A 22,460-nucleotide genomic window follows, 5' to 3' on the forward strand; every position below is an offset into this window, starting at 1 on the left:
TCAGTGCTTACAGGCCCCTACTGCCGCGTGTCCAGCGAGGTCTGCAGGGCGCGACGCGCCTGCTCGCGGGCTTCGTCGGTGGGCTGGGGCTTCGGCTTGGCAGCCATGATGGTGGTCCTCCGGGTACGGGAGGGCGCGGCGAAGAGGGCGCGCGCCCAGAAACGGAATCGGTCGAGCGGTGCGTCACGGGGCCGAGTCCGGGGTCGCCGGACGCCTGGCGAAGGTGGCGCGGCCCGGGATCGGTGGACCCGGGTGGCTCGAGGTTTCGCGGCGGGCGGTGGTGACGGCCGCGCAAAACCAAATCACCGTTAAGGACCAAACTATCGTTCAGGTCCCGAGATCGGGACGTCGTTCCCACGCTCCGGGACACCGGAGACGAAGAAACCGGTACCAGCCAGTACCTTTGCGGGGTGCGCTGGTCCGACTACGCGATCTGGTGGCAGGTCTATCCGCTCGGCTTCCTCGGGGCCGAGCGGGAGAGCGAGGGCGCGCCGCCGCGGCACCGGCTGCCGCAGCTGGCCGACTGGCTCGATCACCTGCTCGAGCTGGGCTGCAACGGGCTGGCGCTCGGGCCGGTCTTCGCCTCGGAGACACACGGCTACGACACCGTGGACCACTTCCGGGTCGATCCGCGGCTCGGCAGCGAGGACGATCTGGTGACGCTGGTCGACAAGGCCGCGGCCAAGGGCGTACGCGTGCTGCTCGACGGGGTTTTCAATCACGTGGCCCGGTCGTTCGGGCGCAGCGACTGGTTCCTGCGGGAGGGTGCCGGCGTGCGCACCTTCGAGGGGCACGATCGGCTGGTCACGCTCGACCACGCGAATCCCGAGGTCGCCGACTATGTGACCGAGGTTCTCGGCTACTGGCTCGAGCGGGGCGTGGCCGGCTGGCGGCTCGATGCGGCGTACGCGGTGCCGCTCCCGTTCTGGCGCACGGTCACCGACCGGGCCCGGGCGAAGCACCCGGAGGCGTGGTTCGTCGGCGAGGTCATCCACGGCGACTACCCGTCCTACGTCACCGAGGGCGGGCTCGACTCGGTCACCCAGTACGAGCTGTGGAAGGCGATCTGGAGCTCACTCAACGACGTAAACCCGCACGAGCTGGCCCACGCGCTGGGCCGGCACAACGAGCTGCTCGGCGCGTTCGCGCCGCTGACCTTCGTCGGCAACCACGACGTGACCCGGATCGCCAGCCGCCTCACCGACGACCGGCACCTGCCGCACGCGCTGGCCGTGCTCTTCACGGTCGGCGGCATCCCGTCGGTCTACTACGGCGACGAGCGGGCCTGGCGGGGCGTGAAGGAGGAGCGCGAGGGCGGCGACGACGCGATCCGGCCGGCGTTCTCGGCCGACCTGGGCGACTACGGGCTCGACGCCCAGCGGCTGCACCAGCGGCTGATCGGCATCCGGCGGCGGCATCCGTGGCTGGTCGGCGCCGCCACCGAGATCCACACGCTCGACCAGAACGTGCTCTCCTACACGCTGACCGGGCCGGACGGCGCGGCGGTCGGGGTGGCCCTCAACTTCGGCGACACCCCGGCTCGGGCCGAGCTGCCCGGCCGGGACTGGCGGCCGGAGGGCGGCAGCCCGAGCGCCGACCTCCCGCCGTACGGCTGGATGGTCGTCACCGCCTAGATCAGGTGCTGCTCCAGCAGCGCGCGGACCTGGGCGACCACCTCGCCGGGCGTGCCGTGGCCGGTGAAGCCCGCGGCCAGCCGGTGGCCGCCGCCGCCCAGCGCCACCGCGACCTTGCTCACGTCGACCGCGCCCTTGCTGCGCAGCGACACGCCCCACTCGTTCTCGGCCGCCTGCTTCACCAGGACCGCCACGTCCGCCTCGGCCACGCTGCGGACCGGGTCGATCAGCGTGTCCAGCACGTACGGGCGCTGTTCGAAGCGGGCGAGGTCGGCCAGCGTCGCGTACGTCCAGACCATGCCCAAGCCACCCGCGGCGGTGGGGTCGAGGGAGGCCCGGCCCAGCACCTCGCCGGCGAGCTTCACCGCGCCGAACGGGCGGGTGTCGAAGATCCGCCGGGAGATGTCACCCGGGCGGATACCGGTGGCGATCAGCCGCGCGGCCAGCTCGTGCACGGCCGGCGTGGTCAGGTCGAACTTGAACGAGCCGGTGTCGGTGGCCAGCGCCACGTACAGGCACTCGGCGATCTCCTGGTCCAGCGGCACGCCCAGCCGGCCGAGCAGGCCGTCGACCACCACCGAAGTGGCCGCGGCCGCCGGATCGACCAGGTTGAGCCGGCCGAATCGGGTGTTCGACCCGTGGTGGTCGAGCACGATCACGCACGGCGCGGCGAGCAGGCTCTGCAGGTCGCCCAGCCGCGACTCGCCGGCCACGTCGAAGGTCAGCACCAGCGCGGGCTCGGTGAACGCCTCGTCCTGCGGCACCAGAAGATCAAGACCGGGGAGATCCTGGTATGGGAGGGGAAGCTCGAACCTGCCCGGGAAGGTCGCGCGCAGCCGGGTGAAGCCCAGCCGCCGCAGGCCGAGCGCGAACCCGAGCATGCTGCCCAGCGCGTCGCCGTCCGGGTTCACGTGGCAGATGAGCTGGACCTCGTCACCCTCCGGGCCGGGAGTGAGCCCGCGAACCGCCTCGACGGCCGCGGACCACTCCGCGTCGGTCACTCCCCCGGGCTCGCCCGAGGAAGTGGTCACCCGAGATCCTCGCGCGCGCCCACCCGCTCGGTGTCGGCTTCGTCGTCGTCGTCGGCCTTGTACGGGTCGGGGTCGCCCGCATACTGCTTGCCGGCCGCGAGGCGCTGGACCTCCTCGTCGCGCTGGCGGGCCTCGGCGAGCAGGTCGTCGATCTCCTTGGCGTGGTCCAGCACGTTGTCGAGCACGAACGCGAGGCTCGGCGAGTGGCGCAGGCCGAGGGCGTGCCCCACCCGGCTGCGCAGCATGCCCTTGGCGCTCTCCAGCGCCGCCTGGGTGGCCGCCTGCTCGGTCGGGTCGCCGAGGACCGTGTAGTAGACGGTCGCCTCACGCAGGTCGCCGGTGATCCGGGCGTCGGTGATCGTCACCATGCCCAGTCGGGGGTCCTTGATCTCACGCACCAGCGACGCCACCAGTTCCCTGACGCGCTCCGCATGCCGACGCGTCTTGGCCGGGTCCGACATATCGCCCACCTCCGACTGAATTTCGCGGGTCCGAACCGCTCCCCGCCCTAACCTGCTGAAGCCTACCCAGGCGCCGATACCGACGAACGTCCCGCGAAGCGAAGCGGAGCCAGCCAGCTCAGTCTTCGTCCCCGTACAAGCGTCGTTTGACGGACAGGAGGTCGATCTCGGGGCGACCAGCCACCTGGTTTTCGCAGGTATCGATCACGGCCCTTGCCTGGGCGGCGTCGGGCGCGACCACGGCCACGCCGATCTGGGCTCGGCCGTGCAGGTCGTGCAGGCCGACCTCGGCGGCGCTGACCTCATACTTCTTGAGCATCGCGAGGATCGGGCGGACGTAGGAACGCTTCTGCTTCAGCGAGCGCGAGTCGCCGGGGAGCAGCAGGTCGAACACTGCGGTCTCGGTAAACATCAGGCAGCACGGTACCGCCCGGGTCCGACAGAATCAGCCGGGTTTCCTGGCGATCAGGACGTCGCGCTCGATGCCCTGGTCGACCCGGTGCTCCAGCGGCGCCTGCGGGACGATCTCGAGGCCGCTCGCGCGCAGGATGTCCTCGGCCAGTTCGCGCCGGGCGACCTTGACGTTCCAGGAGAGGCCGAAGGCGCCGCCCGGGCGGACCAGCGGCAGCCAGTGCGGCACCGCGCGCTCCAGCAGGTCGAGCGGGCTGCGGGAGAGGCCGCCGCGGTCGTCGTGACTGCCATGCGCGATCCCGTACGGCAGGTCGGTCACCAGCACGTCGGCGACGCCCCCGCGCAGCAGGCCGTCGAGCTGGGTGGTGTCCGCCTGCAGCACGGTGACCTTCTGCACGGCGCCGGCCTTGTGATCGTCCTTGCTGGCGGCCATGGTGACCTCCAGGCGGCGGGCCGCCCGGCGGCCCTGCCGCCGCACCGGGACGAGGTCGGCGGTGTGCTTGAGGCGCTTGCGCTTGAGCCAGGTCTGCAGGAAGAGTTTGTACGCCTCGACGTCCTTCCCGTCGATCTCGACCCCGACCGCGTCGTAGCCGTACATCAGCGCCTGGTTGAGGGTGGTGCCCCGGCCGCAGAGCGGGTCGAGCACGGTGAGGTGACCCGCCAGCATCCGGCCGGCCGACGCCGAGGCGAGCACCGTGAGGTTGAGGACGAGCTTGGTGAACTGCTCGTTGGTCTTGCCCGCGTACTTCGGGATCGTGATCAGGTCGCTGTCGTAGCGCGCCAGCGGCGTCAACATGATCGGCCGCAGCAACTCGCCCTCCATGGAGAAGAGCGCATACGCCGCCGACAAGTTGGACAAGTACGAAATGTCGCCCGGCGTCAGCTCGCCGGCAAAGCTCAGGTACTCCACTCCGCCGATCCACTCCAGCGATATGTCGGAAATATCGGTGGACAGGGCGGGGCCGAAGGCGGCCAACTCGGCGGACGCGAGGCGACCGGCCTGATCGGCGTAGACCCGATTGGCGGAGGGAGCGAGGAGCAGGGCGTACCGGGACATGGCGCCTTTCTACAGAGACGACCCCCGGCACCGAAGCACCGGGGGTCGCATCGTCGAACAACTAGGAACGCGGCTTCTCACGCATCTCGAAGGTCTCGATCACGTCGCCGATCTGCGGGGTGCCGAACCCGTTCAGGGTCAAACCGCACTCGAAGCCCTCGCGGACCTCGGTCGCGTCGTCCTTGAACCGGCGCAGCGAGCTGATCGTGACGTTCTCCGCCACCACGACACCCTCGCGCAGAATGCGCGCCTTGGCGTTGCGGCGGATGAGACCGGTGCGGACCATACAGCCGGCGATGAGACCGATCTTGGACGAGCGGAAGACCTCGCGGATCTCCGCGGTGCCCAGCTCGACCTCCTCGTACTCCGGCTTGAGCAGGCCCTTGAGCGCCGCCTCGATCTCCTCGATGGCCTGGTAGATCACGCTGTAGTAGCGGATCTCCACGTTCGACCGGTCGGCCATCTCCTTGACCTTGTTCGAGGCCCGGACGTTGAAGCCGATGATCGTGGCGGTGGCGTCCGAGGACGCCGAGGCCAGGTTCACGTCGCTCTCGGTGATCGCACCGACGCCGCGGTGGATGACCTTGAGCTGGATCTCGTCCGGAATCTCGATCTTGAACAGCGCGTCCTCGAGGGCCTCGACCGAACCGGACGAGTCACCCTTGATGACCAGCGTGAGCGAGGTCTTCTCGCCCTCCTTGAGCTGCTCCATGAGCGTCTCGAGGGTCGCCTTGGTACGCGAGTTGGCGAAGCTGGCCGCACGACGGCGAGCCTGCCGCTGCTCGGCGATCTGCCGAACCGTACGGTCGTCCTCGCCGGCGAGGAACGTGTCGCCCGCGCCCGGCACCGAGGTGAGACCCAGCACCAGGACCGGCCGGGCCGGCAGCGCCTCGGCCACCTGGTTGCCGTTCTCGTCGAGCATGGCGCGGACGCGGCCGTGCGCGCCGCCCGCCACGATCGAGTCGCCGGCTCGCAGCGTGCCCTTCTGCACCAGCACCGTCGCGACCGCACCACGGCCCTTGTCGAGGTGCGACTCGACGACCGCGCCCTGGGCCGCCCCGTCCACCGGAGCGGTCAGCTCCAGCGACGCGTCGGCGGTCAGCAGCACGGCCTCGAGCAGCTCGTCGATGCCGATCCCGGGCTTGGCGGCCACGTTCACGAACATCGTCTCGCCGCCGTACTCCTCGGCGAGCAGGCCGTAGTCGGCCAGCTGCTGGCGCACCTTCTCCGGGTTGGCGTCCGGCTTGTCGACCTTGTTGACCGCGACCACGATCGGCACCTCGGCGGCCTTGGCGTGGTTCAACGCCTCGACCGTCTGCGGCATCACGCCGTCGTCGGCAGCCACGACCAGGATGACGATGTCGGTCACCTGGGCGCCACGGGCACGCATGGCGGTGAACGCCTCGTGACCCGGGGTGTCCAGGAACGTGATCGCACGCTCCTCGCCGTTGTGGTCGTAGTGCACCTGGTAGGCGCCGATGTGCTGGGTGATGCCACCCGCCTCGCCGGCCACCACGTTGGTCTTGCGGATCGCGTCGAGCAGCTTCGTCTTACCGTGGTCGACGTGACCCATGACGGTCACCACCGGCGGCCGGACGACCAGCCGGTCCTCGTCCACCTCGGCGTCGAGGTCGATGTTGAACTGCGCGAGCAGCTCACGGTCCTCGTCCTCGGGGCTGACGATCTGGACGTCGAAGCCCAGGTGCTCGCCGAGCAGCAGCAGCGTGTCGTCGGAGCACGACTGCGTCGCCGTCACCATCTCGCCCAGGTTGAACATCTCCTGGACCAGCGAGCCCGGGTTCGCGTTGATCTTGTCAGCGAAGTCCGAGAGCGACGCGCCGCGGGACAGCCTGATCTCCTGGCCGTTGCCCCGGGGCGCGCCCGAGCTCATGGCCGGAGCCGACAGGTTGTCGAACTCTTGACGCCGCTGCTTCTTCGACTTGCGGCCACGGGTCGGCCGGCCACCCGGACGCCCGAAGGCACCCGCGGCGCCGCTGCCACGGCCACGGCCGCCGCCACCGGGACGACCCGGAGCGCCGGCACCGACCGGGCCGCCACCGCCACCGCCGCCACCGGGGCCGCCGCGGTAGCCACCGCCACCGCCGCCACCACCGCCGGGGCCGCCGCGGTAGCCACCGCCACCGCCGCCACCGCCGCCACCGGGGCCGCCGCTACGGAAGCCGCCACCGGCTCCGCCGCCGCCACCGCCGGGACGGAAGCCACCGCCACCGCCGCCGGGGCCACCACGACCGCCGCCGGGACCGCCGGGACGACCGGCGCCACCGCCGCCGCCACCGGGGCCGGGACGGCCCGGACGCTGCGACGGCATGGACGCGGGGCTGGGCCGCGGCGGCATCGACGCCGGGCTCGGCCGCGGCGGCATGCCGGCCTGGTTGGGACGAGGCATCGCCGAGGGCGTGGGCCGCGGGGCCCCGCCACCGGAGACGCCGAAGGGATTGTTGCCGGGACCGCGCGCCGGCGGCCGCGGAGCGCCACCGGCCGGGCCGGGACGCGGGCCACCGCCGGGAGCGCCCGGTGCGCCCGGACGGCCGGGCGTGGCGGCCGGGGAACCGGGACGCGGCGGAACCGCGCCGGGACCCGGACGGGGGCCGCTCGGCCGGCTCTCGGCCGGCGGCTGCTGGGCACGGCGCTCGGCGTCCCGGGTACGGGCGGCCTGCGCGGCCTTGACCGCGGCCTCCTGCTCGGCCTTCAGCGCCGAGGCACGCGCCTCGGCCGCCGCGACCTCGATGTCGTGAGCGCTGGCCGGTTTGGCGACCGGACCGGGCGTGGGGCCCGGACGGCCGGCGGGCGGCTTGGGACGCGCGAACGAGCCGGGCGACGGCGCCGGGGACGTGGGTGCGCTGGGCGCACCCGCGGCCGGAGCGGCGGGCCGGCGCGGCGGCTGCGGCCGCGCGTTGGTGGGTGGGGCCGGCCGAACGGCGGCGGGCGCGCTGGACGCGGACGGGGCAGGGGCCGCCGCGGGGGCGGAACCGGCCTCGAGGGCGCCACGCAGCCGCCGGGCCACCGGGGCCTCGACCGTGCTGGACGCGGATTTGACGAACTCGCCCATCTCCTTGAGCTTGGCGAGAACGGTCTTGCTGTCGACCCCGAGCTCCTTCGCGAGCTCGTGTACGCGGGCCTTGCCTGGCACTGCACTCCTCACTTCGAGGTCGTGCGAGCGCACCCGCAACGACCTCACTCGTGCACTAGAAGCCTGTTCATTTCAGGGACTTCATCGTGTGCTCATCTGGGTCGTCCTACCTTGGGTCGTGACCCGGCCACCAGGGCCGGATCATCAGTCGTTCCGGGCGGCCACGGAGACCACTCGGATGTGCTCGGCCAGCGAGCCGGTGTCGGGGACACCGGTGAGTCGCAGCGCTCGCCCGAAGGCTTTGCGCCGCTCCGCCAGCGCGAAGCAGGCCGGATCAGGATGCAGATGCGCTCCCCGGCCCGGCAGTCGGCGGCTCGGATCGGCCTTGAGCAGGAAAGAATCTCCGCACGCGACCGCTACGAACCTGATCAAATCGGAGGCCGGCGCGCGTTTGCGGCAACCGACACAGGTGCGTGTCGGACCGACCATGGCAAAGTCTACCCCGTGGCCGCGCGCGCCGCTTATCCGGTCAGCTTCCCGCCTCGGCCGCATCACGATCCGTCTGTGCCACCCGGTCGGACGCCGCCGGCTCGTTGTCCGGCCGGATGTCGATCCGCCAGCCGGTCAGCCGGGCGGCAAGCCGAGCGTTCTGCCCCTCCCGCCCGATCGCCAGCGACAGCTGGAAGTCGGGCACGGTGACCCGGGCCGTCCGGGTGGCGGCGTCCACCACCTCGACACGCAGGGCCTTTGCCGGCGACAGCGCGTTCCCGACGAACTGCGCCGGGTCCTCCGACCAGTCGATGATGTCGATCTTCTCGCCGTGCAGCTCGCTCATCACGGCCCGCACGCGCTGGCCCATCGGGCCGATGCACGCGCCCTTCGCGTTCACGCCGGGCACGGTGGAATGCACCGCGATCTTCGTGCGGTGACCTGCCTCACGCGCGATCGCGGCGATCTCCACGGTGCCGTCGGCGATCTCCGGCACCTCCAGCGCGAACAGCTTCTTCACCAGCGCCGGGTGCGAGCGGGACAGGGTCACCTGCGGGCCGCGGAAGCCCTTGGCCACGTGCACCACGATCGCCCGGATCCGGGCGCCGTGCTCGTACGTCTCCCCCGGCACCTGCTCGGACTGCGGCAACACCGCTTCGATCTTGCCGAGGTCGACGGTCACGATGCCCTTTTCGGCGCGGGCCGCGTCGGCCTGCACGATGCCGGTGATCAGGTCGCCGTCGCGCCCCGCGTACTCACCGAAGTGCTGCTCGTCGGTCGCCTCCCGGAGCCGCTGCAGGATCACCTGCTTGGCGGTCATCGCCGCGATCCGGCCGAAGTCGTGCGGGGTGTCGTCCCACTCGCGGACGACCGTGCCGTCGGCGTCCAGTTCCTGGGCGAGGACCGACGCCACGCCGCTCTTGCGGTCGATCTCCACGCGGGCGTGCCCCTGCGCGCCCTCGGTGTGCCGGTAGGCGGTCAGCAGCGCGGTCTCGATCGCCGCGATGATCGTCTCGAACGGGATCTCCCGCTCGCGCTCCAGGGCGCGCAGCGCCGCGAGGTCGATGTTCACTCCTCGCCCTCCCCATCCTCTTCATCGTCTACGTCGTCTACGTCGTCTTCGTCGCCGAAGTCGGCCTCGTCCAAGCGCTTGAACTCGATCTGCACCTTGCCCGGCCCCAACTCGGCGAAGGCCAGCGCGCGGGACACCCCGTCGACGTCGAGCACCACGCCCGCGTCGTCCACGTCGACCACCCGGCCGGTCAGGCCGTTGACCGCGACCAGCCGGCCACGGTTGCGCCGCCAGTGCCGCGGCAGGGTCAGCGGGCGGTCGACCCCGGGCGAGCCGACCTCGAGCTGATATTCCCCCGCCAGGACCTCGCCGCCGCGCTCCTCGGCCTCGTCCAGGGCCGTCGAGATCTCACGGGAGACCACGGCCACGTCATCCAGGTTGATGCCCCCGTCGGTGTCCACCAGGACCCGCACCACGTGCCGGCGCCCGGCGCGCGACACGTTGACCTCCTCGAGGTCGTAGCCGGCCTGCTCGATCACCGGCTCGATCACCGCGCGCACCCGGGCCCGCGCCGCCGCCAGGTCGATCCGCGGAGCGGCGGGGACCCGCTGCTCTTCGTCGTCCCTGCGGCGCGCGCCGGGGCGGCTGCCAGGCCGGGCGCGACCACGCTGCGTCATCGGGCTCGACCTTTCATTCATCGTCAAAGGAGAGCACTATATGCCGCCGGGCCAGAAGCCCCGCGGCTGACGCAGAGCGTAACGCGCGGGACGCCGGGAGCGTTCCCCGGCGCTCCGATTCCGCGCCATCCCCATCCAACCGCCCCACCCACCGCCCAAGAAAGGACTGAAGAAGGCCGACTGCGTGCCGGTGCGTCGATGGTGTTGACTGGGCCGGTGCGCACCACGGGGACGGGACCTACACGGCGGCAACTGCTGGGGGCCGGCCTCGCCGTGAGCACGCTGGCCGGCTGCGGGGTCTTCGAGAACAAGCCGGCGCCCGCGGCCACCACCGCCCCCGACCCGCTGCAGCCGCTGCTCGACGAGGCGCTGGCGCTGGCCGCCGCCTACGACCGGGCCGTCGCCGCCAAGCCCATGCTGAGCGCCCGGCTCGCCCCGCTCGCCGCCGACCACCGGGTGCACGCCGCCGACCTGGCCAAACTGATCGGCACCCCGAGCGCGTCGGCCGCGCCGTCCGGCCCGGTGGTCGAGAACGCGTCGGCCGACCCGGTCGCCGCCCTGCGCACGGCCGAGCTGGCGGCGCAGAAGACGGCGGTGGCGGCCTGCCTGGCGGCGCCGCCCGACCGGGCCGGGATGGTCGGCTCGATCGCCGCCTGCCGGGCGACGCACGCCGAGGCGCTGCGATGAACGAGCAGCTGGCGGCGGCGATGGCCGCCGAGGCGGCGGCGATTTACGCGTACGGCATCCTCGGGGTGCATCTGGCCGCCGCGGCCCAGGTCAACGAGGCGCGGGCGGCCGAGACGGCACACCGCGGCCGCCGGGACTACCTGCTCGGCAAGCTGGACCAGCCGGAGGCCGCGCCGGCCGCGTACGAGCTGCCGTTCCCGGTGACCGACCCGGCGACCGCGCTCAAGCTCGCGGTGCACGTCGAGGACGGCGTGGCCCAGGCCTGGCGCCCGGTGCTCGGGGTGAGCCAGGGCCCCGATCGGGAGGCGGCGCTGGCCGCGCTCACCGACGCCGCCGTCCGGGCGAGCCGGTGGCGCCGCATCGCCTCGATCACGCCCTGGACCATGCCGTACCCAGGAAAGGCTTCTTAAGGTTTTTGTCCGTTTTCGTGCTCGGCGGCGGGCACCTACCGTCGACCGCGGGATCACCGAGAATGACGGGGTGCACGAAGAGATCGACATCGCGTCGCCCAGGGGCAAGCTGGCGGTACGCCTCGGCGAGGTGATCGAGCGGCGCTGGCCGGCCGACGTGCAGGCGATCGGGGTGCACGGCTCGCTCGCGCACGGCGACGACCACGACGGCAGCGACGTGAACGTGCTGGTGGTGACGTATCGGGCGGGCGCCGGGCCGCGTCCCGCGCTGCGCCGGGTGGACGGCACGCTGGTCGATCTCGAGGTGCTCACCGCCGAGGAGGGGCTGCGCCGCGCCCGGGAGCTGACCTCCCGCTGGCCGCTCGAGGCCGACCGGTACGTGACCACCCGGCCGCTGCACGACCCGAAGGGCTGGTTCGCCCGGCTGCGGGACACCCATCTGGCCCGGCTCGCCGAGGCCCGGCCGCCGGAGTTCAGCACGCTGGCCCGGCACAACTGGGCGCTCGCCTCGGCCGCGCACACCCGGGCGGTGCGGCTGGCCGAGTGGTACGAGACCGACGCGGCGCTCATCCTGATCGCCGAGGCGCGGCTGCACGCGGCGCTGGTCACTGGGCTGCTGACCCGCACGTACTTCCGCAACGCGGCCGACGCGGCGCGCAAGACCGGCGTGGCCGGGGCGGACATGCAGGAGCTCAGCGCGATCCTCCAGGACCAGGCCCGGGAACTGGCCGCCCGCGGCAAACCGGTCGACGGGAATCTGGCCGCGCTATTTGACTAGCGTGCCGATCCCGTACGTCACGAAGGCCGCCAACGCACCGAGCGCGAGCTGCCGCAGCCCGCTGATCCACCACTTCCGCCCGGTGAACCCCGCGACCAGCGCACCGGCCGCGAACAGCCCGAGCCCGCCCACCCCGAGCGCCAGCCCCAGGCTGTCGACGCCGAGCAGGTAGGTGAGCAGCGGGATCAGCGCCCCGATCGCGAAGCACACCAGCGAGGAGCCGGCCGCCACCCACGGGCTGGGCAGCTCGTCCGGAACCACGCCCAACTCCTCCTGCGCGTGCACCCGCAGCTCCTGCTCCGGGTGGTGGCGCAGCGCCTCGGCCACCTCCCGGGCCAGCGACTCGGGCAGCCCGCGCCCGGTCCAGGTGGCGACCAGCTCCTCCAGCTCACCCTCCGGGTTGACCAGCAGCTCGTGCCGCTCCTTGGCCAGCTCGGCGGCGACCTGCTCGTTCTGGGTGGAGACGCTGGTGTACTCGCCGAGGCCCATCGAGATCGCGCCGGCGACCAGCCCGGCCACCCCGGTGAGCACCAGCGTGTCGCGCCCGGCCCCGCCGCCGCCGACCCCGGCGATCAGCGCGATGTTGGTGACCAGCCCGTCCATCGCCCCGAACGTGGCGGCGCGCAGCCAGCCACCGGAGACGTCCGCGTGCTGGTGCTCGATCATCGGCGCGGTCACGGGAGGGTGAGGATCTCGGATCCGTCCTCGGTCACCACCAGCGTGTGCTCGAACTGGGCGGTCCACTTGCGGTCCTTGGTGACCACGGTCCAGCCGTCCGGCCAGACCTCGTACTCATGGGTGCCGAGGGTGATCATCGGCTCGATCGTGAAGGTCATCCCCGGTTCCATGACCGTGTCGAGCCGCGGGTTGTCGTAGTGCGGGATGTACAGCCCCGAGTGGAACGCCTCGCCGATGCCGTGCCCGGTGAAGTCGCGGACCACGCCGTAGCCGAAACGCCGGGCGTACGCCTCGATCACCCGCCCGATCGCGTTGATCGGCCGGCCCGGCGCCACCGCGCGGATGCCCCGCATCATCGCCTCGTGCGTGCGCTCGACCAGCAGCCGGGCCTCCTCACGGACCGCGCCGACGCAAAAGGTCGCGTCGGTGTCGCCGTGCACGCCGTCGAGGTAGGCCGTCACGTCGACGTTGATGATGTCGCCGTCCTCGAGCACCGTCGAGTCGGGGATGCCGTGGCAGATCACCTCGTTCAGCGACGTGCAGCACGACTTGGGGAAGCCCTTGTAGCCGAGCGTCGACGGGTACGCCCCGTGGTCGAGCAGGAACTCGTGCACCACCCGGTCGATCTCGTCGGTGGTGACCCCGGGCTTGCAGTGCTCGCCGGCGAGCTGGGTGGCCTGCGCCGCTATCCGCCCGGCGATCCGCATCTTCTCGATGGTCTCGGGGGTCTGCACGTGCGAGCCGCGCCACTCTTTCGGGCGCTTCTTGCCCACGTACTCGGGGCGGACGATCTGCGCCGGGACCGCCCGCCAGGGCGTCTGCTTTCCCGGCGCCAATGGGGCGCGAACGGTCATCGTCCCAGCCTATCGCCGGGCACCGCCGGCATCCGGGGCACCATAACGGCTCGGCTGCCCTGTTCGACCGGTTCTTGCTGCCCCCCGGGCCCTGTGAAATCGTATGTTCGTGGATCAAGAGGGGCCGGACCCCAACTTCTCGGCCACCGCCGCGGTGGCCGGCGATCGCACGCTCGTGACCGTCACCGGCGAGGTGGACATGTCCACCGCCGACGCGATGTTCCGCGCCGCGACCAAGGACGGCGCCACCGCGGCGACGCTCGACCTGCGCGAGGTGACCTTCTTCGACTCGGCGGCGATCCATGCGCTGCTGCAGCTGGCCGAGCTCTACGGCGAACAACTGCGGGTGCTGCCCTCGACCCAGGTGCGCCGGGTCCTGGAGATCTCAGGCCTGTCGGCCCAGCCGTGGCTCATCACCGAGGCCTGAGCGGCCGCCGCAGGGTCACCGCGGTCCCCTCCGGCCCCCGCGACACCGACAGCTCGGTCAGCGCCCCGATCAGCGCCAGCCCCCGCCCGCGGAAGCCGCCCTCGGCGACCGGTCGCCACGTCCCGGTGTCCCGCACGGTCACCAGCACCGCGTCGTCCTCGATCGACGCCTCTACGGTGATCAGGTCCTCGAGCGGGTCGACCGGGTGCTCGATCGCGTTGGCCGCCGCCTCGGAGACCGCCACGGTCAGGTCGAACACGTCCGCCTCCGGCACGCCGTGCCCGGTCAGGAAGTCGGCGAGCCGGCGGCGCAGCACGCTGAGCCGGGTCGCGTCGGCCGGCAGCCGCAGCACGAACTCGCGCGGCTCGGTGGCCTGCACTGCGAGCAGCGCGATGTCGTCCCGCCGGGTGCGCCGGGCCGCCTTGGCCAGCAGCGTGTCCAGCAGGTCTTCGACGTGGTCGGCCGGCTTCACCGCGTCCTCGAGGAGCTCGGTGAGGCCGGCGTCGATGCCGGCCGCGCGGTCCTCGATCAGCCCGTCGGTGTAGAGCAGCAGCCGGCCGCCCGGGTCGAGCTCGCCCGCCCGGGTCGGGTAGGTCACCGTGGCGAACGCGCCGATCGGCGGGCCGAGCGCGCCGTCGTGGAGGAATTCGGCGGCACCGCCCGGGCGGATCAGCACCGGCGGCGGGTGCCCGGCCGAGGAGTAGTACAGCTGCCGGGCCACCGGGTCGAAGCGCACGCAGACCACGGTCGCGAACTGCCGCCGGCCCAGGTTGTCGACCAGCCGGTTCAGCCGGGTCAGCGCCTCGCCGCAGTCGAAACCCTCGAGGATGTACGCCCGGAGCGCGTTGCGGAGCTGGCCCATCACGGCCGCCGCCGGCACCCCCTTGCCGACCACGTCGCCGATCACCAGGAACAGCCGGTCGTCGGGGGCGGCGATCACGTCGTACCAGTCGCCGCCGACCTCGGCCTCGCTGCTGCCCGGCAGGTAGCGGCTGGCCACGATCGCGCCCGGCACCCGGGGCAGCGACTGCGGCAGCAGGCTGTGCTGCAGCGTGCTGGCGATCCGGTGCTCGGCCTCGTAGAGCCGGGCGTTGGCGAGCCGCAGCCCGATCAGCCGGGCCAGCTGGGTGAGCACGGCCGGATCGGGCGGGCCGCCGGCGCCCGACCAGACCCGCAGCTCACCGACGCCGGCGCCGGAGGTGTCCGGCAGCGCCATCCGGACGTCCGGGGGCGTGCCCGGGGGCCCGCCGCCGTCCACCTCGGCCCGGCCGCCGGGGGCGGTGACCACGACCCGGCCGGCGCCGGTCATCGCCTGCACGTGCCGGGCCGCGACGTCCAGCACCTCGGCCGTGGTGCGTACGGTGCTCACCGCCGCGGCCGCGTCGACCAGCCCGCGCAGCCGGCTGATCACCAGGCGGCGGGCCTGGCCGAGGTCGAGGTTCGCCCGCACCCGCGCGATCAGGTCGCGCGTCGAGAACGGCTTGACCAGGTAGTCGTCGGCGCCGGCGGCCAGCCCCTCGCCGGAGGACTCCTCGCCGGCCCGGGCGGAGAGCATCACGATCGGCACGTCCCGGGTACGCTCGTCGGCCCGCAGGGCCGCGATCAGCCCGAAGCCGTCCAGCCGGGGCATCATCACGTCGGTCAGCACCAGGTCGAACGACTGCCGCTCGACCAGTTCCAGCGCGTGCCGGCCGTCGACCGCGGTGGTCACCGCCCAGTGCGGGCGCAGCAGCCGGGCCACGTGGTCGCGCAGGTCGGCGTTGTCGTCGACGAGCAGGATCCGGCCCTGCCCGGGCGCGGCCACGGTTTCGTCGGCCGGCTCGTCCCGCAGCCAGGAGTACGCCTCCTCGAGGAACAGCCGGGGGTTCACGTCGGAGACGACCAGCGCCGCGTCGCCGGCGATCCGGTCGGCCGGCAGGTGGGCCGTGCCGAACGGGACCCGCACGGTGAACACGCTGCCGGCGCCCAGTTCGCTCTCCGCGGTCACCTCGCCGCCGTGCAGCTCGGCCAGCTCGCGGACGAGCGCGAGGCCGATCCCGGTGCCCTCGTGGGTCCGCGACCAGGCACCGGTCACCCGGTGGAAGCGGTCGAACAGCAGCGGCCGCTCGGCGGCCGGCACGCCCGCCCCGGTGTCGCGCACGGCCAGCACGGCGTGGCCGTCCTCGGCCCGGATCCGCAGCTCAATCGAGCCGGCCGCGGTGAACTTGACCGCGTTGGAGAGCAGGTTGAGGACGATCTTCTCCCACATCTCCCGGTCGACGTGCACCGGCTCGGGCAGCGGCGGGGTGTCCACCACCAGCTCCAGGCCGGCCCGCTCGGCGGCCGACCGGAACGTGCTGGCCAGCCGAGCGGTGTACTCGGCGAGATCGGTGGGGCGGTAGTCGGCGCGCATCCGCCCGGACTCCAGCCGGGAGAAGTCGAGCACCGTGTTGACCAGCTTGAGCAGGCGCATGCCGTTGCGGTGCATCGGGCGCAGGCGCTCCCGTTCGGCGGCCGGGAGCGCCGGATCGGCCAGCAGGTCCTCGAGCGGGCCGAGGATGAGCGTCAGTGGCGTACGGAATTCGTGGCTGACGTTCGAGAAGAAGGCGGTCTTGGTGTGGTCGAGCGTGGCCAGCTCGACCACCCGGGCCCGTTCCAGCTCGAAGGCGCGCACGTTGGCCACCGCCCGGGAGAGCTGCGCCACGACCAGCTGCAGGAAGTCCCGGTACGAGCGGTCCAGCGCGAGCAGCCGGCTCACCCCGGCGATCAGCACGCCGGCCACGCTCGCACCGGCCACCACCGGCAGCACCAGCGCCTCCTCGGCCGCGGTGGGCGGCGGGTCGGCGACGATCTCGCGCAGCGCGATCGTCCCGCCGCGGCCGGTCATCGCCGCCTCCCGCGCGGCCGGCGGCATCGCGGCCGGGTCGAAGATCAGCCGGGCGTACGGGAGGTCGGCCCGGTTCTCGCCGAGCACCGCGGCCACCTCGGCGACCATCGCCGGCTCGTCGTCGGCGTTCGCCAGCCGCGAGCCGAGCGCGCTCAGCGTGCGGACCCGCCGGTCGCCGATCACCCGGAAGGTGGTCTCGCTGACGATGCAGAAGATCCCGGTGATCACGTCGTCCGACCGGCGGATCGGGTCGTAGGAGATGTCGAAGTACGTCTCCTCGAGGAAGCCGTGCCGCTCCAGCGTGAACGGGTGATCGGCGGCGAAGTACGCGTCGCCGGTCTCGCGCACCCGGCCGAACAGCTCCTCGAGCAGCGAATACGTCTCCGCCCACATGGCCCGGGCCGGCCGGCCGAGGAACTCCGGGTGCTTGCTGCCGGTCACCGGGATATAGGCGTCGTTGTACAGCGCGCAGTACTCCGGGCCGAAGAAGATGATGATCTGCGCGCCCGAGGCGAGCATCGTGGTGACCGCCGTGACCAGTTCCGCCGGCCACTCGTCCGGCGGCCCGAGCGGACTGCTCGACCAGTCCATCTCGGCCATCCGCCGGCCCATCTCCCCACCACGCTCAAACGGGATGCGCGCCTGACTGGGAGCCACGGTTCAGCACCGTAACACCCGCTACGCGGCGACGGCGGCGGGCCGCAGGCCGGCCCGGTCGGCGGCCGCCTCGGCGAGGGCCGCGAAGACGCGCAGGTCCGGCGTGCGCTCCGGGTGCCACTGCACGCCGAGCGCGAACGACCGCTCCGGATGCTCGATGATCTCGATGACCCGGTCGTCCGGGCACCAGCCGACGGGCCGGAACGCACCGGGGTCGTCGACCGCCTGGTGGTGGAACGAGTTGACGGTCAGCCGGGAGCCGAGCAGGTCGTGGGCGCGCGAGCCCGGCTGCACCACCACGTCGTGCCGGCCGTACGCCGAGGCGTCCGCGGCCAGCGGGTCGGTCCCCGCCGCGGCCCGGTGCCGCTCGTGCCCGATCACGTCGGGCAGGTGCTGGTGCAGCGTCCCGCCGCCGACCACCGCCATCACCTGCATGCCCCGGCAGACCCCGAGTATCGGCAGGCCGAGATCGAGCGCGCCGCGCATCAGCAGCAGCTCGGCCTCGTCCCGCGCCGGGTCGACCTCCGTCTCGGGGTGCCGCGGCGCCCCCCAGTACGCCGGGTCGACGTCCCCGCCGCCGGAGAACACGATCCCGTCCAGCGACTCGAGCACGTCGGTGTTGGGGTCGTCCGGGGTGATCAGCACGGCCCGGCCGCCGGTGGCGTGCACGGCCCGCACGTACGTCATGGGGAGCATGCCCGCCATGAGGTCGTTGCTGCCGTACTGCACCTGCTGGGCGTACGCGGTCAAGCCGATCAGGGGCCTGCGCATGCGGTGCGTTCCTCCTCGTGGTTCGTCGTCCTCATCACACTGTCGGCACGGCGGGGGTGGTGGCTTAGGGCGCGGCTCGGGAGGCGGCCGCGACGAGCGCGCCGAACACGCGGCGGTCGCGTACCACCTCGGGGTGCCACTGCACGCCGAGGACAAACCGGTGGTCCGGATCCTCGACCGCCTCGGGCGTCCCGTCGTCGGCCCAGCCGGTGACGGTGAGCGTGCCCGGGTCGGCGACGCCCTGGTGGTGGTAGCAGTGGACGGTCCGGTCGTCGCCCATCAGCGCCTCGATCCGGCTGCCCGGCGCGAACCGGGCCACGAGCTCGCCGTAGACGCCGGGGGCCGGCCGGTGCTTCTCGTGGCCGACCAGGTCGGGCAGGTGCTGGTCGAGCCGGCCGCCGGCCGCGACGGTCAGCAGCTGCATGCCGCGGCACACGCCGAGCACCGGGAGGTCCATCGCCAGCGCCCGCCGGGCCAGCGCGAACTCGCCGGCGTCCCGCTCCGGGTGGCTCTCGGTCAGCGGCTCGGACGCGGCGCCGTACCGGCCGGGCTCCAGGTCGGGCCCGCCGGCCAGCACCAGGCCGTCGAGCCGGGCGAGCACGTCCGCATCCTGGTCGTCCGGCGGCAGCAGCACGGCCCGGCCGCCGGCCTCGCGCACCGCGGTGACATAGTCGCACGGGAGCAGCGCCGCGGGCAGGTCGTGCCAGACGCCGAAGGTCGCGGGCACCACGTACGTGGTGATGCCGATGATCGGACGCATCGCTCCACCGTAGTCAGATCATGTTTCGGTCTGTGTCGCCCAAGCGGCCGATCCCGTACGCGCTAACGGCGGTCTTGATGGGTGCGCGGCGTCGTCCGGTCCTCGGACGGCGCCGCACCCGGGCCCGTCTGTCCCACCGGCGCGGGGAGCAGGGCCTGAGCCGGCGGGGATTCGACCCCTTGCAAGATCTCCTCCCCACCCGCCCGGGTGCTCAAACATCACAATGGAGTTACATAAGCACCGGTGATGCCGCCATCGACCACGAACTGGGACGCGGTCATGAACGACGCGTCGTCGCTGGCGAGGAAGGCCACCGCCGCGGCGATCTCGGCCGGCTCGGCGAACCGGCCCATCGGCACGTGCACGAGCCGGCGGGCGGCGCGCTCCGGGTCCTTGGCGAAGAGCTCCAGCAGCAGCGGCGTGGCCACCGGCCCGGGGCAGAGCGCGTTGATCCGGATGCCCTCGCGGGCGAACTGCACGCCCAGCTCGCGGGTCATCGCCAGCACCCCGCCCTTGCTCGCGGTGTACGCGATCTGCGAGGTGGCCGCCCCGAGCAGCGCCACGAACGACGCGGTGTTGATGATCGAGCCCTTGCCCTGCCGCTGCATGTGCGGGATCGCGTACTTGCAGCAGAAGAACACCGAGGTCGTGTTGATCTTCAGCACCCGCTCCCACGCCTCGATCCCGGTGACCAGGATCGAGTCGTCGTCCGGCGGCGAGATGCCGGCGTTGTTGAAGGCGATGTCGACCCGACCGTGCCGCTCGACGACCCCGTCGAAGAGCGCCTTGACCTGCTCCTCGTCGGAGACGTCGCAGGCCACGAACTCCCCGCCCACCTCGTCCACGACCGCCTTGCCCGACTTTTCGGAAATGTCAACAGAAACCACGAACGCGCCCTCGGCCGCGAAGCGGCGAGCGGTGGCCAGGCCGATCCCACTGCCGGCGCCGGTGATCACGGCGACCCGGTCCTGCAAACGATCCACTTATTCTCCCGAGGCTAGGAACACGTTCTTGACATCGGTGAAGCCGTGCAGCGCGTCCGGGCCGAGCTCGCGGCCGAGGCCGGACTGCTTCATGCCGCCGAACGGGGTCCAGTAGCGCACCGAGGAGTGGCTGTTCACGCTGAGCGCGCCGGTCTCCACGGCCCGGGAGACGCGCAGTGCCCGGCCCAGGTCACGGGTCCACAGCGAGCCGGAGAGGCCGTACTCGGTGTCGTTGGCCAGCCGGACCGCCTCCTCCTCGTCGCGGAACGGCAGCACCGAAAGCACCGGACCGAAGACCTCCTCGCGCCAGTGCCGGTCGTCCGGACTGCGGGCGAGCAGCACGGTCGGCGGGAACCACCAGCCGTCTCCTGCCGGCGCATTCCCGATAAACCCGACATCGGCATCGGATACGTAGGAGGCCACCGTGTCGCGGTGTGCCGCAGAGATCAGCGGTCCCATTTCTGCGGATTTGTCGGCAGGGTCGAGGACCCGGAAGGACTTGACCGCCGGCTCCAGCAGGGCGAGGAACTTGTCGTACACCGACTCCTGGACGAGCAAGCGGGACCGCGCGCAACAGTCCTGACCGGCGTTGTCGAAGACGGACGAGGGCGCGGCGGCGGCCGCCTTCTCCAGGTCGGCGTCCGCGAAGACGATGTTGGCGCTCTTGCCGCCCAGCTCCAGCGTCACCCGCTTCACCTGGTCGGCGCAGCCCGCCATGATCGACTTACCCACCTCGGTGGAGCCGGTGAAGCAGACCTTGCGGACCGCCGGGTGGGTGACGAAGCGCTGGCCGACGACCGAGCCCTTGCCGGGGAGGACCTGGAAGACGTCCGCGGGCAGGCCGGCCTCGAGCGCGAGCTCGCCGAGCCGGATCGCGGTGAGCGGGGTGAGCTCGGCCGGCTTGAGCACGACCGTGTTGCCGGCCGCCAGCGCCGGGGCGAACCCCCAGCCGGCGATCGGCATCGGGAAGTTCCACGGCACGATGATGCCGACCACGCCGAGCGGCTCGTGGAAGGTCACGTCGAGGCCGCCGGGGACCGGGATCTGCTTGCCGATCAGCCGCTCGGGCGCGCCGGCGTAGTAGTTGAGCACGTCCCGCACGTTGCCCGCCTCCCAGCGGGCGTTGCCGATGGTGTGCCCGGCGTTGCGTACCTCGAGGTCGGCGAGTTCGTCGAGGTGGTCGTCGACCACCGCGGCGAAGCGGCGCAGCAGCCGCGCCCGCTCGCCGGGAGCGACCGCCCGCCAGGCCGGAAAGGCCCGCCGGGCGCGCTCGATCGCGGCGTCGGTCTCCTCGAGCCCCAGCGAGGGCACGCTGGTGAATACGGTCCCGGTGGCCGGGTTGATCACATCAGTCGGCACGTGCAGAGCCTTTCACAATCGCTCGAAACCCCGGCGCAACTCCCAGTCGGTGACCACGGCGTCGAACGCGGCCAGCTCGACCTGGGCCATGTTCGCGTAGTGGCCGACCACGTCGGCCCCGAAGGCCTCGCCCGCGACCCGGCTGCCGAGCCACAGCTGCTGCGCCTCCCGCAGCGTCGCGGGCACCCGCGGAGCGGTGGCGTCGTCGTAAGCATTACCGGTGAACTCGGATTCCAGCTCGAGTTCGTGTTCGATGCCATAGATCGCGCCGGCCACCAGCGCGGCGATCGCCAGATACGGGTTCACGTCCCCGCCCGGCACCCGGTTCTCCACCCGCATGCCCTGGCCGTGCCCGGCCATTCGCAGCGCGCACGTGCGGTTGTCCACGCCCCAGCGCACCGCCGTCGGCGCGAACGATCCGGGCTGGTACCGCTTGTACGAGTTGATGTTCGGCGCGAACAGCAGGCTGAACTCGCGCATCGTGGCCAGCAGCCCGGCCATGACCCGCTGCCCGGTCACGCTCAGGTGGCCGGGCCCGTCGCCGAGCATCGCCGACCGCCCGTCCCGCCCGCGCAGCGAGAAGTGGATGTGGCAGGAGTTGCCCTCCCGGGAGTTGGGCTTGGCCATGAAGGTGAGCGCCATGCCCTCCTGTGCGGCGATCTCCTTGGCCCCGTTCTTGTAGATCACGTGATGGTCCGCGCAAGTCAAAGCATTGTCGTAGCGGAACGCGATCTCGTGCTGGCCGAAGTTGCACTCGCCCTTGGCGCTCTCCGGGAGCAGGCCCGCGCCGTACATCTCGTTGCGGATGCGGCGCAGCAGCGGCTCGACCCGAGCCGTGCCGAGCATCGAGTAGTCGACGTTGTACTGGTTCGCCGGGATCAGGTCGCGGTAGTTCTTGTCGAACGCCTGCTCGTAGCTGTCCTTGTAGAGAATAAACTCGAGCTCGGTGCCGGCGAAGGCGGTCAGCCCGTGCGCGGCGAGCCGCTCGAGCTGGCGCTGCAGGATCTGCCGGGGTGAGGCGTAGACCGGCTCGCCGCCGACCGTGAACAGGTCGGCCAGCACCAGCGCGGTCAACGGCTGCCACGGCACCTTGCGCAGGGTGGCGAAGTCGGGCCGCATCACGAAGTCGCCGTAGCCGCTGGACCAGGACGACATCGCGTAGCCGTCCACCGTGTTCATGTCGACGTCGACGGCGAGCAGGTAGTTGCACCCCTCGCTGCCGCCGGTGACCACCTCGTCCATGAAGTACCGCCCGTGCAGGCGCTTGCCCTGCAGGCGGCCCTGCATGTCGGTCAGGGCCAGCAGCACCGTGTCGATACTGCCGTTGTCGACGGAGACGTCGAGCTCCTCCAGGTCCATGGCACCGT

Annotated in this window: 21 protein-coding genes; 5 read left to right on the plus strand and 16 right to left on the minus strand. The window is 72.2% G+C overall.

Features of this window, described 5'->3' with window-relative positions; genetic code table 11:
• Positions 1-410 precede the first annotated feature (410 nt).
• Positions 411-1,634: an alpha-amylase family glycosyl hydrolase gene (locus tag IH26_RS0110895; protein ID WP_030436028.1), complete on the plus strand. Its 1,224-nt coding sequence runs from the start codon at positions 411-413 to the stop codon at positions 1,632-1,634.
• On the opposite strand, the gene IH26_RS0110900 is transcribed toward IH26_RS0110895, so the two are convergent.
• The 8 genes from IH26_RS0110900 to rimP form a co-directional block, all read right to left on the minus strand.
• Positions 1,631-2,665, minus strand: coding sequence for a DHH family phosphoesterase (locus IH26_RS0110900; protein WP_030436029.1), 1,035 nt, complete (start codon positions 2,663-2,665; stop codon positions 1,631-1,633). The genes IH26_RS0110895 and IH26_RS0110900 overlap by 4 nt on opposite strands.
• The gene (gene rbfA / locus IH26_RS0110905) at positions 2,662-3,126 is read right to left on the minus strand and encodes a 30S ribosome-binding factor RbfA (RefSeq protein WP_030436030.1); all 465 of its coding nucleotides are present in this window, start codon (positions 3,124-3,126) and stop codon (positions 2,662-2,664) included. The genes IH26_RS0110900 and rbfA overlap by 4 nt, the downstream gene beginning before the upstream one ends.
• Positions 3,127-3,244: 118 nt before the next feature.
• Positions 3,245-3,538 carry a DUF503 domain-containing protein gene (locus IH26_RS0110910; RefSeq protein WP_030436031.1) on the minus strand — a complete coding sequence of 98 codons (294 nt, stop codon included), beginning with the start codon at positions 3,536-3,538 and terminating at the stop codon, positions 3,245-3,247.
• Positions 3,539-3,571: 33 nt separating this feature from the next.
• Entirely contained in the window at positions 3,572-4,594 is a 1,023-nt protein-coding gene (locus IH26_RS0110915) for a TRM11 family SAM-dependent methyltransferase (protein WP_030436032.1), read from the minus strand.
• A 61-nt stretch (positions 4,595-4,655) separates the two neighbouring features.
• A complete protein-coding gene (infB, locus tag IH26_RS57835) occupies positions 4,656-7,745 on the minus strand; it encodes a translation initiation factor IF-2 (RefSeq protein WP_030436033.1) in 3,090 nt (1,029 codons plus the stop codon).
• A gap of 144 nt (positions 7,746-7,889) precedes the next feature.
• Positions 7,890-8,174 carry a YlxR family protein gene (locus IH26_RS0110925; protein ID WP_030436034.1) on the minus strand — a complete coding sequence of 95 codons (285 nt, stop codon included), beginning with the start codon at positions 8,172-8,174 and terminating at the stop codon, positions 7,890-7,892.
• Between the two features lie 40 nt (positions 8,175-8,214).
• Positions 8,215-9,246 (minus strand): transcription termination factor NusA, encoded by a 1,032-nt coding sequence (gene nusA / locus IH26_RS0110930; RefSeq protein ID WP_030436035.1) that lies wholly within the window; start codon positions 9,244-9,246, stop codon positions 8,215-8,217.
• Complete coding sequence (gene rimP, locus IH26_RS0110935) at positions 9,243-9,863, minus strand: ribosome maturation factor RimP (RefSeq protein ID WP_030436036.1); 621 nt, start codon at positions 9,861-9,863, stop codon at positions 9,243-9,245. Before rimP ends, nusA begins: the two co-directional genes overlap by 4 nt.
• 198 nt (positions 9,864-10,061) lie before the next feature.
• On the opposite strand from rimP, the gene IH26_RS0110940 reads away from it, so the two are divergent.
• The 3 genes from IH26_RS0110940 (at position 10,062) to IH26_RS0110950 (ending at position 11,738) form a co-directional block, all read left to right on the plus strand.
• Positions 10,062-10,550 (plus strand): hypothetical protein, encoded by a 489-nt coding sequence (locus IH26_RS0110940; RefSeq protein ID WP_425394373.1) that lies wholly within the window; start codon positions 10,062-10,064, stop codon positions 10,548-10,550.
• Positions 10,547-10,960 (plus strand): ferritin-like domain-containing protein, encoded by a 414-nt coding sequence (locus IH26_RS0110945; protein ID WP_030436038.1) that lies wholly within the window; start codon positions 10,547-10,549, stop codon positions 10,958-10,960. Before IH26_RS0110940 ends, IH26_RS0110945 begins: the two co-directional genes overlap by 4 nt.
• A gap of 70 nt (positions 10,961-11,030) precedes the next feature.
• On the plus strand, positions 11,031-11,738 hold the full coding sequence (locus IH26_RS0110950; RefSeq protein ID WP_030436039.1) for a nucleotidyltransferase domain-containing protein: 708 nt from the start codon (positions 11,031-11,033) through the stop codon (positions 11,736-11,738).
• Here the strand turns inward: IH26_RS0110950 and IH26_RS0110955 are convergent.
• Both IH26_RS0110955 and map read right to left on the minus strand, forming a co-directional pair.
• Positions 11,727-12,404, minus strand: a complete 678-nt coding sequence (locus tag IH26_RS0110955) for a VIT1/CCC1 transporter family protein (RefSeq protein ID WP_030436040.1) — start codon at positions 12,402-12,404, stop codon at positions 11,727-11,729. The genes IH26_RS0110950 and IH26_RS0110955 overlap by 12 nt on opposite strands.
• Positions 12,405-12,412: 8 nt before the next feature.
• On the minus strand, positions 12,413-13,270 hold the full coding sequence (gene map, locus IH26_RS0110960; RefSeq protein ID WP_030436041.1) for a type I methionyl aminopeptidase: 858 nt from the start codon (positions 13,268-13,270) through the stop codon (positions 12,413-12,415).
• Positions 13,271-13,373: 103 nt separating this feature from the next.
• On the opposite strand from map, the gene IH26_RS0110965 reads away from it, so the two are divergent.
• Entirely contained in the window at positions 13,374-13,697 is a 324-nt protein-coding gene (locus IH26_RS0110965) for an STAS domain-containing protein (protein ID WP_030436042.1), read from the plus strand.
• On the opposite strand, the gene IH26_RS0110970 is transcribed toward IH26_RS0110965, so the two are convergent.
• The 6 genes from IH26_RS0110970 to IH26_RS0110995 all read right to left on the minus strand — a co-directional run bounded on the left by IH26_RS0110970 (position 13,684) and on the right by IH26_RS0110995 (position 22,452).
• Positions 13,684-17,175, minus strand: a complete 3,492-nt coding sequence (locus tag IH26_RS0110970; protein WP_034214704.1) for a SpoIIE family protein phosphatase — start codon at positions 17,173-17,175, stop codon at positions 13,684-13,686. The genes IH26_RS0110965 and IH26_RS0110970 overlap by 14 nt on opposite strands.
• A 66-nt stretch (positions 17,176-17,241) precedes the next feature.
• On the minus strand, positions 17,242-17,991 hold the full coding sequence (locus IH26_RS0110975) for a gamma-glutamyl-gamma-aminobutyrate hydrolase family protein (protein ID WP_030436044.1): 750 nt from the start codon (positions 17,989-17,991) through the stop codon (positions 17,242-17,244).
• Between the two features lie 64 nt (positions 17,992-18,055).
• Positions 18,056-18,751 carry a gamma-glutamyl-gamma-aminobutyrate hydrolase family protein gene (locus IH26_RS0110980; protein WP_030436045.1) on the minus strand — a complete coding sequence of 232 codons (696 nt, stop codon included), beginning with the start codon at positions 18,749-18,751 and terminating at the stop codon, positions 18,056-18,058.
• A 218-nt stretch (positions 18,752-18,969) separates the two neighbouring features.
• Positions 18,970-19,734, minus strand: a complete 765-nt coding sequence (locus tag IH26_RS0110985) for a 3-oxoacyl-ACP reductase (protein WP_030436046.1) — start codon at positions 19,732-19,734, stop codon at positions 18,970-18,972.
• Positions 19,735-21,093, minus strand: a complete 1,359-nt coding sequence (locus tag IH26_RS0110990; RefSeq protein ID WP_030436047.1) for an aldehyde dehydrogenase family protein — start codon at positions 21,091-21,093, stop codon at positions 19,735-19,737. It abuts the gene before it with no gap.
• Between the two features lie 12 nt (positions 21,094-21,105).
• Entirely contained in the window at positions 21,106-22,452 is a 1,347-nt protein-coding gene (locus IH26_RS0110995; protein ID WP_030436048.1) for a glutamine synthetase family protein, read from the minus strand.
• Between the last annotated feature and the right edge of the window lie 8 nt (positions 22,453-22,460).

It is taken from the genome of Actinoplanes subtropicus, assembly GCF_000721705.1.
Classification (GTDB): Bacteria; Actinomycetota; Actinomycetes; order Mycobacteriales; family Micromonosporaceae; genus Actinoplanes; species Actinoplanes subtropicus.

What these genes read in the sequence shown, in the direction of transcription:
- IH26_RS0110965 (WP_030436042.1), top strand. Translation starts at nt 13,374, where the DNA reads ATGTTCGTGGATCAAGAGGGGCCGGACCCCAACTTCTCGGCCACCGCC.
- IH26_RS0110975 (WP_030436044.1), bottom strand. Translation starts at nt 17,991, where the DNA reads ATGCGCAGGCCCCTGATCGGCTTGACCGCGTACGCCCAGCAGGTGCAG.
- IH26_RS0110940 (WP_425394373.1), top strand. Translation starts at nt 10,062, where the DNA reads ATGGTGTTGACTGGGCCGGTGCGCACCACGGGGACGGGACCTACACGG.
- IH26_RS0110970 (WP_034214704.1), bottom strand. Translation starts at nt 17,175, where the DNA reads ATGGGCCGGCGGATGGCCGAGATGGACTGGTCGAGCAGTCCGCTCGGG.
- IH26_RS0110995 (WP_030436048.1), bottom strand. Translation starts at nt 22,452, where the DNA reads ATGGACCTGGAGGAGCTCGACGTCTCCGTCGACAACGGCAGTATCGAC.
- rbfA (WP_030436030.1), bottom strand. Translation starts at nt 3,126, where the DNA reads ATGTCGGACCCGGCCAAGACGCGTCGGCATGCGGAGCGCGTCAGGGAA.
- IH26_RS0110945 (WP_030436038.1), top strand. Translation starts at nt 10,547, where the DNA reads ATGAACGAGCAGCTGGCGGCGGCGATGGCCGCCGAGGCGGCGGCGATT.
- IH26_RS0110925 (WP_030436034.1), bottom strand. Translation starts at nt 8,174, where the DNA reads ATGGTCGGTCCGACACGCACCTGTGTCGGTTGCCGCAAACGCGCGCCG.
- IH26_RS0110915 (WP_030436032.1), bottom strand. Translation starts at nt 4,594, where the DNA reads ATGTCCCGGTACGCCCTGCTCCTCGCTCCCTCCGCCAATCGGGTCTAC.
- rimP (WP_030436036.1), bottom strand. Translation starts at nt 9,863, where the DNA reads ATGACGCAGCGTGGTCGCGCCCGGCCTGGCAGCCGCCCCGGCGCGCGC.
- IH26_RS0110910 (WP_030436031.1), bottom strand. Translation starts at nt 3,538, where the DNA reads ATGTTTACCGAGACCGCAGTGTTCGACCTGCTGCTCCCCGGCGACTCG.
- IH26_RS0110955 (WP_030436040.1), bottom strand. Translation starts at nt 12,404, where the DNA reads ATGATCGAGCACCAGCACGCGGACGTCTCCGGTGGCTGGCTGCGCGCC.
- map (WP_030436041.1), bottom strand. Translation starts at nt 13,270, where the DNA reads ATGACCGTTCGCGCCCCATTGGCGCCGGGAAAGCAGACGCCCTGGCGG.
- IH26_RS0110980 (WP_030436045.1), bottom strand. Translation starts at nt 18,751, where the DNA reads ATGCGTCCGATCATCGGCATCACCACGTACGTGGTGCCCGCGACCTTC.